This is a genomic window from Lacticaseibacillus jixianensis, assembly GCF_003946485.1.
Taxonomy (GTDB): domain Bacteria; phylum Bacillota; class Bacilli; order Lactobacillales; family Lactobacillaceae; genus Lacticaseibacillus; species Lacticaseibacillus jixianensis.
Window position 1 is genome coordinate 66909 of record NZ_RHOJ01000005.1, and the last position, 14066, is coordinate 80974.

Sequence of the window (14066 nt, forward strand, 5' to 3'; positions counted from 1 at the left end):
GTTTATGGCAGACGACATCCGCGATTCGCTTGAGATCCGGCCGGTCACCCCGGCCAACCTTGAGCAGTTCAACGATTTATTAGCCTATGTGTTTCAGGTCACCGCGAAGGAAATGGAAGAGTCCGGCTACGAGGATGGCGAACTAGAGCGGGCCAAGCGCCCGGTGCTGGAAAAATCCGACGTCATCGGCTGGTGGCAAGGCGCCGAGCTGATTTCCCAGCTGGCGATCTATCCGTGCCGCGTTAATATTCACGGTCGCCTTTATGACATGGCCGGACTGACGGGGGTCGGCACGTACCCTGAGTACGCTGGCCACGGGCTCATGCATGACCTGGTCAAGATCGGGCTGTCCCACATGCGCGCGCACAAGCAGTGGATCTCGTACCTTTTCCCTTACAGCATTCCCTTCTACCGGAAAAAGGGCTGGGAGATCATGTCCGACCACCTGACCTTTGACGTGAAGGACACGCAGCTGCCGAAAGTCGACAACTCGCTGCCGGGGCACGTCGAGCGGCTCGAGATCGACGACCCCGACGTGATCGAGATCTACAACCGCTTTGCGCTGCACAACCACGGTGCCATGATCCGCAACCAGCTCAACTGGGACGAGTACTGGCGCTGGGAGGACGAGGATGAGCGGATCGCCGGTGTTTACTACGACGATGACGACATTCCGCAGGGCTACGTGCTGTATTGGATCGCCGACGAGGTCTTCCACATTAAGGAAATGGTTTATAACACCCAGGAGGCTCGCATCGGGCTGTGGAACTTCATTGCGGCCCACTTCTCGATGGTCGAGCACGTGAAGGGCGACATCTACAAGAACGAACCCCTGCACTTCCTGCTCGATGACGGTGACATTGCCCAGACGATCCATCCGTACTTCATGGCGCGCATCGTGGACGTGGCCGAGTTCCTGAAGGCCTATCCGTTCGAGCAGCCCGACCAGCCGGTTCATTTTGTGGTGACTGATCCGCTAGCGGACTGGAATAACGGTGTGTTTGGCCTTTGGTGGGACGAAAAGGGGCGGCTGCATGTGACAGACCGGCCGGTGGGCGATGCGGTCACACTGGACATCCAGACGCTGACGACGATGCTGATGAGTTACCGGCGGCCGTCGTATCTGGCTAAAATTGAGCGGCTCAGAGCCACGCCAGCCGCGGTCAAGCTACTTGAGCGGATCATTCCCAATGATGAGCCGTACTTCTCAGATTACTTCTGACCCGGACTCAGCATGAGGCTTCATCCTCTTCATCACGTAAAAACCGAAGCGGCCTGCTGGCTGCTTCGGTTTTTTACTGGCTCATTGGCATTAAGTGTGGGGCTCGGTTTGGCTCTGAAAACGACCGCCTGGTTTACTAATTGTCTCACGCCGCTAGCGGATTAATTGCTTGGTAAGTTGAACCAAAAGTTTTGCTGGGCGACCGTGAACTCGAGCTCGAACGGCCGCGTGCCCATTTCTTCGCCGTCCATCTGCCCGGGTTCCAGCTCGCTGGTCTCAAGCCGGAGGTGCTTGCCCTTGAAGTAATGAACGTTGGGGTACTGGTGGGCCCTCCCGCGGATCATCTGGACCAGGTAGAACAGGAAGACCACCCAGTTCGGATGCTCCACCACGACCAAGTCGAGCTCCCCATCGGTTGGCACCGCCCCGGGCAGGAAGCGGATGCCGCCGCCAAAGTAGGGGTGATTGGTCGCGTCCACCAAGAAGGCGCGCGGAATGATCTCCAGCTTACCGCTTTGGTCGTACACCATGACGGTGAAAGGCTTTTTAGAGAAAAAGACGGCTACGCCCGTCACCAGGTAGGAAAGCTTGCCCAGGTGGACCCGGTTAAGTAGCTCCTTGGTCCGACTGTGAGAGTTGCGGGCGACCACCTCGGCATCAAAGCCGACGCCAATGTTGTTCACGAAGTAGCCCGTTTCTTGGTGGGTGTGCTCTGAGTACTCGCCGATGTCGAGCACCAGCGGCGCTTCGGCGCTGAGGACGCAATCGAGCGCGGCCAGCGGGTCTTCCGGTAGGCCGATGCCGCGGGCAAAATCATTGCCCGAGCCCGCAGGAATGTAGCCCACCGGCATGTCCGCCTGCCGGGTCATGCGCAGGCCGCAGATGGTCTGGTTCAAGGTGCCATCGCCGCCGATGACCAGGGCAACGGCGCCCTCATGGTCGTTGAAGCTGCCGATCTGCTTGGCCAGTTGCACCGTGTGGCCGGAATAGCGGCTGACCCGAACCTCATATTCGATCCCGCGTTCGTTCATGACCTGGCGAACGGCCTTAAGCGTGGCCACCGCGTTACCAGAGCCTGCCGCGGGATTGAATATGATGTAGTAAAATGCAGCCGCCATGCCTGCGCCTCCTTCAAAAATCACTAATACCGATTATACCGGCCAGCAATGATTAACACAATAAGTTCGGTGGTACACGATGAATATTTATGCGCTTCAATCAAGCCGGCCGGTGGCGCCGCGTCTTTGACGTCAATGATTTGGTGCTCAACGTGCTTGGTGGCGGGTTGGGCGTGGCCCTCGTGCCGGTCATGGTTCGCCATCAAAAAAATGATCCTCAGCGGTGAGCCGAGGATCATTTTTGCTGTTACAGGGTGATCAGCATTGGCAGGATCACCGGATGCCGTTCCGTCTTGTCGAACAGGAATTCCTGCAGGTTGGACGTGATGGCATCCTTGAGCATGCCTTCGGTCACCTTTTCGTTCTGCTTGAAGGTGTTCTTAATGGTGCGGTAAACCCGGTGCTGCGCTTGGTTGATCAGCTCGCCGGATTCGCGCATGTAGATGAACCCGCGCGAGAGCAGGTCAGGACCGGCAAAAACGGCCTGCTTTTGCATGTTGATGGTGGCCACGACCACGACCAAGCCTTCTTCGGAAAGCATTCGGCGATCGCGGATCACGGCGTTGCCGATGTCGCCCACGCCATTGCCGTCAACGTAGACGTCGCCGGCCGGGAAGTGGCCTGACAGGTGGCAGGTGTCCGCGGTCAGTGCAAGCACGTCACCGTTGTCCATGATGAAGCAATGGTCGGCCGGAACGTGGCATTCTTGCGCCAGCTCGGTGTGGATCTTCAGCATCCGGTATTCACCATGGATCGGCATGAAGAACTTCGGTTTCATCAGCCGGAGCATGAGCTTTTGCTCTTCTTGGCCGCCGTGGCCGGACGTGTGGACGTTGTTGACCTTGCCGTGAATGACGGTGGCGCCGGCCTCTTCCAGCTCGTTGATCACGTGGTTCACGGAAACCGTGTTGCCAGGGATCGGGTTGGAGGAGAAGACCACGGTGTCGCCCGGCTGGATCGAGATCTGCCGGTGAGTGCCGTTGGCAATGCGCGAAAGGGCAGCCATCGGTTCACCTTGCGAGCCGGTGCAGAGAATCATGACCTTGTCGGCCGGCATCTTGTTCAGCTCGTGCGGGTCGATCAGTTCCTCATCCTTGACGTCAAGGTAGCCGAGTTCGCGGCCGTTGACCATGGCGGTTTCCATCGAGCGGCCAAACACGGCGATCTTGCGGCCGTGTTCGCGCGCCGCCGAAATCGCCTGGGCCATCCGCGAGATGTTGGACGCGAAGGTGGCGAAGATGATGCGGCCCTGAATGCCGTCGAAAATGTGGCGGATCGAGCGGCCAACGAAGCGTTCGGACTTGGTGAAGTTCGGGATCTCGGCGTTGGTCGAGTCGCTCATCAGGAGCAGGACCCCATCTGCGCCAAGCTTGGCCATGCGCTGCAGGTTAGGTGCCGGCTGGTCGCCAACGGGGGTCAAGTCAAACTTGTAGTCCCCGGTTTCAACAATGGCCCCATAAGGCGTGTGAACAGCGACCCCGAGGGTGTCTGGAATACTGTGGGTGGTCCGGAAGAAGTCGACCCACAGGTTCTTGAACTTCAGGACGTCTTCTTCTTTAAGCTCGTGCAGCTCGGTGGTCCGCAGCAGGCCGTGTTCCTCGAGCTTGCCGCGAATCAGAGCCGCAGCAAGCGGTGGGGCATATACCGGGACGTTCGGCACTTCGCGCAGGAAGTAGGGAATGCCGCCGATGTGATCTTCGTGGCCGTGGGTGATGACCAGGGCCTTGATCATGTCCTGATGCTCCACGAGGTAGGAGTAATCAGAAATCACGTAGTCAATTCCCAGCAGATCGTCTTCGGGGAACTTGATGCCGGCGTCGATGACGATAATCTCGTCTTTGTACTGCACGCCGTACATGTTCTTCCCGATTTCACCGAGCCCGCCAATGGCAAAGACTGCGACTTCTTCGTCTTTAATATTCAGTTTCATATTAGAACTCCGTCAGCTTGTAGTTCGGCGACTTCTGTTCGTACTCCAGGAAGTTGCCAGTGAGCTCCTGCACAAGCTCAATGTTGTAGTCCGTGTGCTGCTCGACTGCGGCGCGGGCAGCGGCCGCAGATTCTGCCTCTGTGTATAGCGTTTGGGTGGTTTCCCGCCGCGGGTTACGCACCTTGTCCGCTTGGTACAATACTTTATAAATCATTGAAAAAACTCCTTTGCACGCGAAAAATACCTCGCATCGAGGATCTTCGCAAATTTTGCCGGTCAAATGTTGAAAACTCAACAGTTATAGATAGTTTAGCATAACTGGCCAGCTAGCGCCACCAGCCGCCAGCAGCGGCGAGCGGCCGAATAGGCTATAATAGAGCTAAAAGGGGGCGGGCTTATGTACTGGTTGCTGATCGTGTTGGCGCTTGGCGTTGCTGCTGCCACGGTGCTCTGGTGGCGGATCGCCCGCCGGCGCCAAGCGCTGCGGCTGTTGATGCGCCACAGCCAGCAGGTGTGCGAGCAGGTCGTGGAAGAGGCGCTGACCGTGTTGCACTGGCCGTACGATAAGCCGCTCAATAGTACGCCGGTCGCGGACGTTTGGGGCCATGGCATCATGGGCTTTGAGTACGAAACGGCGACGCCTAAGATCAAGATCACGCAAGAGCAGCTGCAAAATCAGTTGCGGGATACGGCGGAGCAGCAGCATCTCAAAAGCATTGATCCGCGGTATCCGGCGTTTATGATCACCGACTTTTGGGAGCGCGGTGGCCGGACCCACTTCGACGTGGCTTACGTCGCCAATGCGCCGACGATCGCGTACTTGCAGGATGTGCAGCGCGTATAGGCAGTAGTTAGCTGTTTTAGCGTTGTTGGAGTTGATATTAATCAAGCTCGTCAATCGAATTTTTCGTTGACGAGCTTTTTTTACTGGCCAGTCCAAGCATGCTTTAGCTGTTCGTTGCCGCGTCACCCTCTCGATCGCGCAGCAAAGAGTTGATTTGCCTGGCAGGCCGGGGCCAAGGGGAGCCTCTTTGACCTGCTGACACTGCGCCGATACTAACGTTGATCCGTAGTGTGGCTTGGCCTTAAGCACGTAAGCATGATTGTAATATAAAATGTTGACCCCATAAACGTATACGCATACAATTTCAATGGGCTGAGATTGCATTCGCACGTGATCACACAGCGTCCTTACGTATGGAGGTGGCGTTCTTGTTATCAGTCACTAGACCGGAACACCAGACAACATTGTTTTTAAAACCGATTGTGCTGATGGTTTCAATGCTTATGCCCGGCGCCATTGCGCTTGTCAGTTGCATAGGTAGTTAAAGATGTTAGAAGCGTTGCGCAGGTTGCTCGCAATTGCCTTGTTGGGATACGTTGTTTATCTTGCCTACGATTCTCGGGTCTACCAGCCGGGGGAAAAGATTGATTTAAAAAAAGATGGCTTGGTTGCGCTGCTGGGACTAGTTCTGCTCCTGGCAGCTTGGTATATCGGAACATTGAAATATAAGTAGCCCAAGTACACCCTCAAGTTGGCGCATAGCGTTTGACCAGAAGCGTTGAAAATAGCACTTCCGCTATTGGTCCTCGAGGCTTAGGAATCCAGCCGTCGGGGCAGGCCTGATGCATGAACACAGACCCTCTTCTGGGACTTGGCGTTCGGCGACTAAGCGTTCTGATCCGAAGTCATGCACGTTTACCCTGATACGCAAAAACCCCGGCGCGCCGGGGTTTTGTTGTCAGGTTAACTTGCAAACTTGAGTTAGTCGATCAAAATGCCTTCAGGGTCCATCTTGAACGGAGTCTTCTTATTGATGTGATCGTAGAACAGGATCCCGTTGAGGTGGTCGATCTCGTGCTGGCAAACGATCGCCGGGTAGTTCTTCAGGCGAATCTTCTTCGTCTCGCCCGCCAAGTTCTGATAGCGCACGGTAATGCGATCGTGGCGCACCACGTAGCCCTCGACGTCCTGGTCAACGGACAGGCAGCCTTCGCCCTCAGAGAGCGCCGCGTCCTGAACGGAGTTAGAGATGACCACCGGGTTGATCAGGACCTCCTTCAGCAGGATGCTGTCATCGGGGCCGGGGACCAGGACGGCGGCCATGCATTCGGACACGCCGACTTGCGGCGCGGCCAGGCCAACGCCGGGGCGCAGGTGGTACTTTTTGTTTTCTTCCTCGTCTTGGCTAACGACTAGGTATTCCATCAGGTCGTGAGCGAGCTGCTTGTCCGCTTCGGACAGCGGGAATTGGACTTTCTTAGCGCGCGCCCGCAGTACCGGGTCGCCGTCGCGCGTGATGTCTTTCATAAGATACAAGAGTAAACCCTCCAGTTCAAATCATTTCCTACTTACTTTAGCACAAGTGGCGGTCAAGCAAAACCGCGTCATTATGGTGATCGCCTGGATTTGCTGAAAAGTAAGTGGACAGCCGCGAGATACTGCGGTGGGGCTTTTACCCGGCGGCTGCTAAGCCCGCCAACGTTGACAGGACGGCCTCGACCCGGTAAAATGACCTTGTAACCAAATATGGTGCTTTCCGTTAGGTGAGGCTCCTATACGAACAATGCTGCTGCTCAGAAACATCCAGAGATGCCAATGAGTCAACTGCGCCTGTCTACAAAGGCCCGCGCTAACGTAGCTGAAGATTTTTTCTAGGCGTATAGTGCTAAAACTGAACGATTGGGATGCAAATCGCGCAGACCCGATCGGTGTGCGTTTTTTTCTGGTCAAGAGAAAAATGCGGGTGGAAACCGTAAGCACAATGGAAAGACAACTGAAAGGTGGTGAGCGCAATGAAACAAACAGCGATTGATGGTGGCGGTAGTCCGGACAGTGCGGATCCCGGAAGGTTTGTCATTGTGCCACCACTTAACTTAATTTAAGTCATTCGGCGCATCGCAAGCCCTCTCTGGGAAGAGAGGAGAACACGATGTTGATGCAAGAATATTCCGGCCTGAGCACGACTCAGGTCAACAAGATGCACTTCAACCTTCGCGCCTCAGCAGCTCCGCTCCGTTCGGTCTTTCCCGTGCGGCCGATCGTGCTGCTCAGCACTAGCCTTGGCTTGCTGAGCGATGCATTATTCGACCGGGCATGGATCGGTCTGATGGTGGCGGCGCTGCTGATCATTGGCGCGTATGCGTTGCACGCCGGCTTTTGCCGCTGGCTTGCGGCCTTTAATCACGATCGGACCGTGTTGGTCGTTCGCGATGGGCTGATCCGGGGCACCACGCTTGCGGGCCTCGTGGCCGGCGACCTGGTCAAGGTCCCGGCGGGCACGCTGCTGGCAGCGGATGTTGAAACTGATGCCGCGGCGGTCCCAAGCACCTGGCTCAAGGTCATCTTAAAGCTGACCGGCAAGCAGATGCCAGCGGGGATTGCCTTGGCGGGGAGCCGTCTGCAGGCTGACACGCAGGCGCGGGTGATCGCGGTTGGCAACGACCGCTTCATCGCTCACATGGCGGCCGACCTGTTCGCAGTGAAAAGCGAGCTGCCACTGCGGGCGCTGATCGTGCTGCTGACGACCGGGCTGATCAGCCTGATCGGGCGCGTCAAGCACGCAATGGGCAGCGCGAAGCTCGCTGGCCAGGTTTCCATGAAGGTCAAGCACCTGCGTCCGGCCGCTTTGCGGCTGCCGCGGACGCTTAAGATCGGGGCCGGCGTCCTTAGCGACGCTGGTGCGGACAAAGAAACAGCGTTCCGGTATAACCAGGACCCTGTCACGTCGCCCCGACCCTCAATATAATTTCAGCTGCTTTCAACTATTAGTCGTGATGCCTATCGCATCGCGGCTTTTTTTATCCAAGGTGCGCAGAGTCCGCGCACTTAGCGGGACAGCTAACCTAGCTGTGAGCATTGCCGCCGTACTTTGGCGGCGAGGCTTGCAGCGTAGTTAGATGCGCCCGCGTTGCGGACTCGTAGCCCAGTTAGGGTGCGCAAGGCTGGCGAACTTAGGCCGATGCCCAGCATGGGCCGGCGCTTTGCCTGCATCGCAGGTGGAGTGCCGGGCGTAGCAGGGCGCTCGGCCGTTGCCAGACTGGAGCCCAACTTGCTGTTTCGGGCCGCTTGGCGGTGTCCACGTGCGGCTGTCCACGCTTTGTCACCAAACTGTATCGTTATCCCGCGCCGCAATTGTTTAATATGACATTAAGAGAGTGGGGAGAAACATATGCAAAAAGTTGTGGTTTGTGGGGAGAGCACGGCGACGCAGGTGGTGGTCGCAAAATTACTGCAGAGTCGGCTGGCGCTGACGATCCTGGTGGACGCCCCGACCCCGGAGAAGGTCGGACTGGCAGCGCTGAGTGCGCTGGCTGCGGTCAGCGAGAACTCATTTCAAAAGGCGACACCCAAGCAGTTGGCCGATGCCGACATTCTGGTGCTGACCGATTTTGCCGAGGGGTCCTTGGCGGACATTCGGCAGGCTAACTTGGCCGGGATGCGGCGCTTGTTTAAGGCGGCCATGGCGGCCGGCTTTGCCGGCAAGCTGCTGGTGGCCACGCACGAAAGCGAGTTGTGTACCTATTTTGCCCAGCGCTTCTCGGGCCTTAAGCCAGAAATGGTCCTGGGGGTGGGGACGATGGGCCTGACGAAGTGCTTCGAACATGCCCTGGCGCGGGCCTTTGACGTGCCGACCGGGGCAGTGACGGCGTACGTGATTGGCACGCAAACGGACTACACATTGCTCTGGAGCCGCGCTTACATCGGGGCAACCGCGGTCATGAGCCTGCTTCAGGACGTGCCGGATGCGGCGGGCATCATGCATCAGGTGCAGGAGGCCTGCGCCGCGTTTGCGCAGGCGGCGGACGCGGAAAGCTTCAGCGGCTTGGTGGAGCGCCTGGTCGCGGCGGTGGCCGGAAGCGCCTTGATTGCGCCCGTGGCGGTGCGCTACGATAATGGGGAGCGGCCGGTAGTTTACTCACGGCCGGTTCAAATCGATCGACGCGGCGCGAGCGCGATCGCCAACGTCAGCGGCTCAGAGGCGGAGCGCCAGAGTTTGACCGCGGCGCTTTCGGCGCTTGGCGAACAGATCACCGCGATCGAGGCAGGAGAGAATTAAGCAATGGCAAAACCAAACTACGAATACCCACTGGATCTAGACTGGTCGCAAGATGAGATGGTCAAAGTCACCACGCTGTATAGCTTAGTGGAAGACGCCTACGAAAAGGGCGTGGACCGCGCTAATCTGCAGGCGGCATACGCGGCCTTTAAGGCGATCGTTCCGGATAAGGGCACTGAGCGCCAGTTGGATCGCGCGTTTGAGCAGGCGTCAGGCTATTCCATTTACCGCGTGATGAAAACAGCGCAGGGCGCATCAACAACGCGCGTGCGCATGAAGGAGGAGCCCCGTGGACCTAAAGACACTCGCAGCAAACGTTGATGGCTGGCTAGCGGCCAGTCGCACGCAGATCCTCGCCGCCATGACGGCCCCGGTCTCGGTTCACACCAAGACCGGCCGCAATGACCTGGTGACCAACGTCGATGCGGCCAACCAGCAATTTCTGGTCGCCGCGATCCGGGCCGCATACCCCGAGGCCAAAATCGAAGGGGAGGAAGGCACCGCAGCCCGCGTCGATGACTTGTCCGGGTTGGTCTTTTTTGTCGACCCCATCGATGGCACGATGAACTTTGTTAAGCAGCGCGCACACTTTGCCGTTATGCTCGGGGTCTACGAAGATGGTCAGCCGGTATATGGCGCCATTTTGGATGTGATGCGCAATGAGTTGGTCACGGGCGGACCCACGCTCTCGGCCCGGCTGAACGGCCAGCCGCTGCCTGCGCCGGCCGACCCGCCGCTCAAGGACGGTCTGCTCGGGGCAAGCGGCCCCATGACGATCCACAATTATCTGCACCTTGGCGACGCCGCCTTGGCCAGTTCTGGGGCCAGGATCTCGGGCTCAGCCGGCATGGAGTTCAAGGCAATCGTCCAGGGCCAGCTGGTGGGGTACGTCTCCTACCTGCAGCCGTGGGACATCGCCGCGGGGATGGCGATCGGCGCCGGCTTTGGCCTTGTGTGCACCCGGCCGGACGGCGGTCCCATCGACCTGCTGGCGCCAGGGGTGGTGGTAGCCGCGATGCCGCAAGCACACGCCGAACTGCTCACCCGGATGCAGGCCAAATGATTTTCAGACGTCATCCTGATGACTTTTCAGAAAAGCTATCCGGAGGGCGTCGTTTGTGCTATACTTCTATTTCGAAGACTGTCTCAGAAGAGGCATGTTTTTTTATGCCAGAACCAGCGCCGAGTTGGTTGGCATTTTGCAGCCACACAAGGCCATTCTGAAAGGAAGTTAATTAATTTGAAGACTCGCGACGATATTCGCAACATTGCGATCATTGCCCACGTCGACCACGGTAAGACCACCCTGGTCAACGAAATGTTGAAACAATCCGATACGCTGCCAGAACACATGCAGATCGGGGACCGCGCGCTTGATTCCAACGCGATCGAAAAGGAACGCGGGATCACGATCCTGTCGAAGAACACTGCCGTTAAGTACGGGGATACCACCATCAACATCGTGGACACCCCAGGGCATGCGGACTTCGGTGGTGAAGTGGAACGCATCATGAAGATGGTCGACGGCGTCCTGCTTGTCGTTGACGCGTTCGAAGGCACCATGCCCCAGACCCGTTTCGTGTTGAAAAAGGCGCTTGAACAGCACCTGACCCCAATCGTGGTCATCAACAAGATCGATCGTCCAGGCGCCCGGCCGGCGGAAGTCGTCGACGAAGTCCTTGAATTGTTCATCGAACTGGGTGCCGACGAAGACCAGCTGGAATTCCCAATCGTTTATGCTTCTGCCTTGAACGGGACGTCCAGCTACTCTGACGACCCGGCCGACCAGGCGCACACGATGAAGCCGCTGTTCGACACGATCCTCAAGACCATCCCGGCGCCGGAAGATACTTCCGACGAGCCGCTGCAGTTCCAGGTTTCCATGCTGGACTATAACGACTACGTGGGCCGCATCGGGATCGGCCGCGTGTTCCGCGGCTCGATCGCGGTTGGCGACAACGTCACGGTCATGAAGCTTGACGGCTCCAATAAGAACTTCCGCGTTACCAAGATGTTTGGGTTCTTCGGTCTTAAGCGCGTAGAGATCCAGTCCGCTAAGTCCGGTGACCTGATCGCCGTTTCCGGGATGGATGACATCTACGTCGGCGAAACCGTTGCCGCCGCGGACCACCCAGAAGCCCTGCCGATCCTGCGCATCGATCCGCCTACCTTGCAGATGATGTTCATGCAAAATGACTCACCATTTGCTGGGCGCGAAGGCGATAAGGTCACCGCGCGCAAGCTGGAAGACCGACTGAAGGCGCAGCTTCAGACCGACGTTTCCCTGCGTGTCGATGACACCGACAAGGCCGGCGCTTGGATGGTTTCCGGGCGTGGTGAGCTGCATCTGTCCATCTTGGTCGAGGAAATGCGGCGCGACGGGTTTGAGCTTCAACTCGGCCGGCCGGAAGTGATCTACCGCGAAATTGACGGCCAGACCATGGAACCGTTTGAAGAAGTCCAGATCGACATCCCAAGCAAGTACACCGGCACCGTGATCGATGCGATGTCTCAGCGCAAGGGTGAGATGCAGGACATGTCAGACGAAGGCAACGGCCAGACCCGGTTGGTCTTCCTGACCCCGTCTCGTGGCCTGATCGGCTACTCCACTGAATTCCTGTCTTCTACCGGTGGTTACGGCATCATGAACCACACCTTCGAGAAGTACATGCCGGTCGTTCGCAACTGGACGCCAGGCCGGGTCAACGGTGCGTTGGTCTCCATCAACGCCGGCACCGCTACGACTTATTCCCTGCAGAGCATTGAGGAACGTGGTCAGCTGTTCATTGACGCCGGGACCGAAGTTTACGAAGGCATGATCGTCGGCATGAACAACCGCGAAACCGACATCGCCGTGAACGCGACGAAGGGTAAGAACCTGACGAACACCCGTGCGGCCGGGAAAGACCACGCCGCGGCCATCAAGACGCCGAAGGACCTGAGCCTTGAAGAGTCGATCGAATTCCTGAACGACGACGAGCTCTGCGAAGTAACGCCGCAAAGCGTCCGTCTGCGCAAAAAGATCTTGAACACTGGCGAACGCCAAAAGGCCGCTAAGCGCAAGAAGATCGCCTCAACCGACAAAAAGTAATTTGATTAGTTACACTGAGAGCCGCCGCCACATCATTGTGGTGGCGGTTCTTTTTGCGTCGGTCCTGGAAAATGTCTTTTCAGCCCGAATTAGGGGCTTTCGGGTTGGCTAAAATATCGCTATACTAACATATGAAGATTTACCATATACTCAGAGATATTTTCGCGAATCATGAAAGGGAGGTGGCGTGATGCCTAAGTCATCGCGTAAGGAGCGCCAAGTGATGTTCGCCGAGGAAGAGGCTGGTTCCAAGAGCCTGGACGAGATCAACGGCAGCATCGAAGTCCCCCAGAACGCGGGTTTTTGGAAAACATTGCTGACCTACACCGGGCCGGGCATTCTCATCGCGGTCGGGTACATGGATCCTGGTAACTGGATCACCTCGATCGCCGGGGGCGCGCAGTTCAAGTACACGCTGCTGACGGTGGTGCTGATCTCCAGTCTGACGGCGATGCTGCTGCAAGCCATGGCCGCGCGGCTAGGCATTGTCACCGGCAAGGACCTGGCGCAGTTGACCCGTGAGCGCACCGGCAAGAAAACCGGCTTCGTGCTGTGGGTGATCACCGAGCTGGCCATCATGGCGACCGACGTGGCCGAGATCATTGGGTCGGCGATCGCGCTGGAACTGCTCTTCAAGATCCCACTGATCGTCGGCATCGTGATCACCTCCGCCGACGTCTTGATCCTGTTGCTGCTCATGCGGCTCGGGTTCCGTAAAATTGAGGCCATCGTGGCCGTGCTGGTTGCAGTCATCTTACTGGTCTTTACTTACGAAGTCCTGCTGTCGGAGCCGAACGTCGGGCAGATGCTGCAGGGGTACCTGCCGTCACCAACGATCCTGACCAACCGCTCGGAGCTGTACCTGGCGCTGGGGATCGTCGGGGCGACGGTCATGCCCCATGACCTTTACCTTGGGTCCTCGATCTCCCAGACCCGGGCGGTCGACCGCAGTGATCGCAAGGCGGTCAAAAAGGCCATCCGGTTCACCACGATCGACTCCAACATTCAACTGACCTTGGCGTTCGTCGTGAACTCTTTGCTGTTAATCTTAGGGGCGGCGCTGTTCTTCGGCACCAATTCCGACCTGGGCCGCTTCGTTGATCTGTTCAACGCGCTGCAGGATAGCAAGGTCGTGGGGGCCATCGCCAGTCCCGTGCTTTCCATGCTCTTTGCGGTCGCGCTGCTGTCTTCCGGGCAGAGTTCGACCATCACCGGCACGCTGGCCGGGCAGATCATCATGGAAGGGTTCATCCGGCTGAAGATGCCGCTGTGGGCGCAGCGCCTGCTGACGCGGCTGCTGTCCGTGACGCCGGTGCTGATTTTTGCCATTATCTACAAGGGAAACGAGGCCAAGATCGAAGGCCTGCTGACGTTCTCGCAGGTGTTCCTGTCGGTGGCGCTGCCGTTCGCGGTGATCCCGCTGGTCATGTATACGTCGAACGAGGAGCTCATGGGCGAGTTCAAGAACCGCGCCTGGGTCAAATACGCGGCCTGGTTTGTCACCGTGGTGCTGATCATCCTGAACGTCTGGCTAATTCTCCAGACCTTCGGCATTAAACTTTAACCGAGCAGTCGTCCAGGTAATGGGCGACTTTTTTTGATGGTGCACAGGGTCGACGCACCTAGCCCGACGATTAGCCTAGCT

General features: G+C 57.8%; 14 protein-coding genes and 1 riboswitch. Of the genes, 10 read left to right on the top strand and 4 right to left on the bottom strand.

Annotated elements, in window-relative coordinates:
• Positions 1-4: 4 nt before the first annotated feature.
• Positions 5-1222 carry a GNAT family N-acetyltransferase gene (locus EKM85_RS03680; RefSeq protein WP_125584917.1) on the top strand — a complete coding sequence of 406 codons (1218 nt, stop codon included), beginning with the start codon at positions 5-7 and terminating at the stop codon, positions 1220-1222.
• 161 nt (positions 1223-1383) lie between these two features.
• On the opposite strand, the gene EKM85_RS03685 is transcribed toward EKM85_RS03680, so the two are convergent.
• Positions 1384-2340: a diacylglycerol/lipid kinase family protein gene (locus EKM85_RS03685; protein ID WP_125584918.1), complete on the bottom strand. Its 957-nt coding sequence runs from the start codon at positions 2338-2340 to the stop codon at positions 1384-1386.
• An 89-nt stretch (positions 2341-2429) separates the two neighbouring features.
• On the opposite strand from EKM85_RS03685, the gene EKM85_RS03690 reads away from it, so the two are divergent.
• A complete protein-coding gene (locus EKM85_RS03690; protein WP_125584919.1) occupies positions 2430-2567 on the top strand; it encodes a VanZ family protein in 138 nt (45 codons plus the stop codon).
• Positions 2568-2587: 20 nt separating this feature from the next.
• Here the strand turns inward: EKM85_RS03690 and rnjA are convergent, their stop codons facing one another.
• Positions 2588-4270, bottom strand: coding sequence for a ribonuclease J1 (gene rnjA, locus EKM85_RS03695; RefSeq protein WP_125584920.1), 1683 nt, complete (start codon positions 4268-4270; stop codon positions 2588-2590).
• A gap of 1 nt (position 4271) precedes the next feature.
• Positions 4272-4484 carry an RNA polymerase epsilon subunit gene (locus EKM85_RS03700; protein WP_125584921.1) on the bottom strand — a complete coding sequence of 71 codons (213 nt, stop codon included), beginning with the start codon at positions 4482-4484 and terminating at the stop codon, positions 4272-4274.
• A gap of 183 nt (positions 4485-4667) precedes the next feature.
• On the opposite strand from EKM85_RS03700, the gene EKM85_RS03705 reads away from it, so the two are divergent.
• Both EKM85_RS03705 and EKM85_RS03710 read left to right on the top strand, forming a co-directional pair.
• Positions 4668-5114: a hypothetical protein gene (locus tag EKM85_RS03705; protein WP_125584922.1), complete on the top strand. Its 447-nt coding sequence runs from the start codon at positions 4668-4670 to the stop codon at positions 5112-5114.
• Between the two features lie 487 nt (positions 5115-5601).
• The gene (locus EKM85_RS03710) at positions 5602-5787 is read left to right on the top strand and encodes a hypothetical protein (protein ID WP_125584923.1); all 186 of its coding nucleotides are present in this window, start codon (positions 5602-5604) and stop codon (positions 5785-5787) included.
• Positions 5788-6035: 248 nt separating this feature from the next.
• On the opposite strand, the gene def is transcribed toward EKM85_RS03710, so the two are convergent.
• Positions 6036-6590: a peptide deformylase gene (gene def, locus EKM85_RS03715; protein ID WP_125584924.1), complete on the bottom strand. Its 555-nt coding sequence runs from the start codon at positions 6588-6590 to the stop codon at positions 6036-6038.
• 212 nt (positions 6591-6802) lie between these two features.
• A riboswitch (M-box (ykoK) riboswitch) is annotated at positions 6803-6965 on the top strand.
• Positions 6966-7203: 238 nt separating this feature from the next.
• On the opposite strand from def, the gene EKM85_RS03720 reads away from it, so the two are divergent.
• The 6 genes from EKM85_RS03720 (at position 7204) to EKM85_RS03745 (ending at position 13985) form a co-directional block, all read left to right on the top strand.
• Complete coding sequence (locus EKM85_RS03720; protein WP_125584925.1) at positions 7204-8019, top strand: hypothetical protein; 816 nt, start codon at positions 7204-7206, stop codon at positions 8017-8019.
• 423 nt (positions 8020-8442) lie between these two features.
• Positions 8443-9330, top strand: coding sequence for a Rossmann-fold NAD(P)-binding domain-containing protein (locus EKM85_RS03725; protein ID WP_125584926.1), 888 nt, complete (start codon positions 8443-8445; stop codon positions 9328-9330).
• Between the two features lie 3 nt (positions 9331-9333).
• Positions 9334-9651, top strand: coding sequence for a UPF0223 family protein (locus EKM85_RS03730; protein WP_125584927.1), 318 nt, complete (start codon positions 9334-9336; stop codon positions 9649-9651).
• Positions 9620-10393: an inositol monophosphatase family protein gene (locus EKM85_RS03735; RefSeq protein ID WP_225418927.1), complete on the top strand. Its 774-nt coding sequence runs from the start codon at positions 9620-9622 to the stop codon at positions 10391-10393. The genes EKM85_RS03730 and EKM85_RS03735 overlap by 32 nt, the downstream gene beginning before the upstream one ends.
• Before the next feature lie 177 nt (positions 10394-10570).
• On the top strand, positions 10571-12421 hold the full coding sequence (gene typA, locus EKM85_RS03740) for a translational GTPase TypA (RefSeq protein WP_125584928.1): 1851 nt from the start codon (positions 10571-10573) through the stop codon (positions 12419-12421).
• Positions 12422-12611: 190 nt separating this feature from the next.
• Entirely contained in the window at positions 12612-13985 is a 1374-nt protein-coding gene (locus EKM85_RS03745) for an Nramp family divalent metal transporter (protein WP_125584929.1), read from the top strand.
• Positions 13986-14066 lie beyond the last annotated feature (81 nt).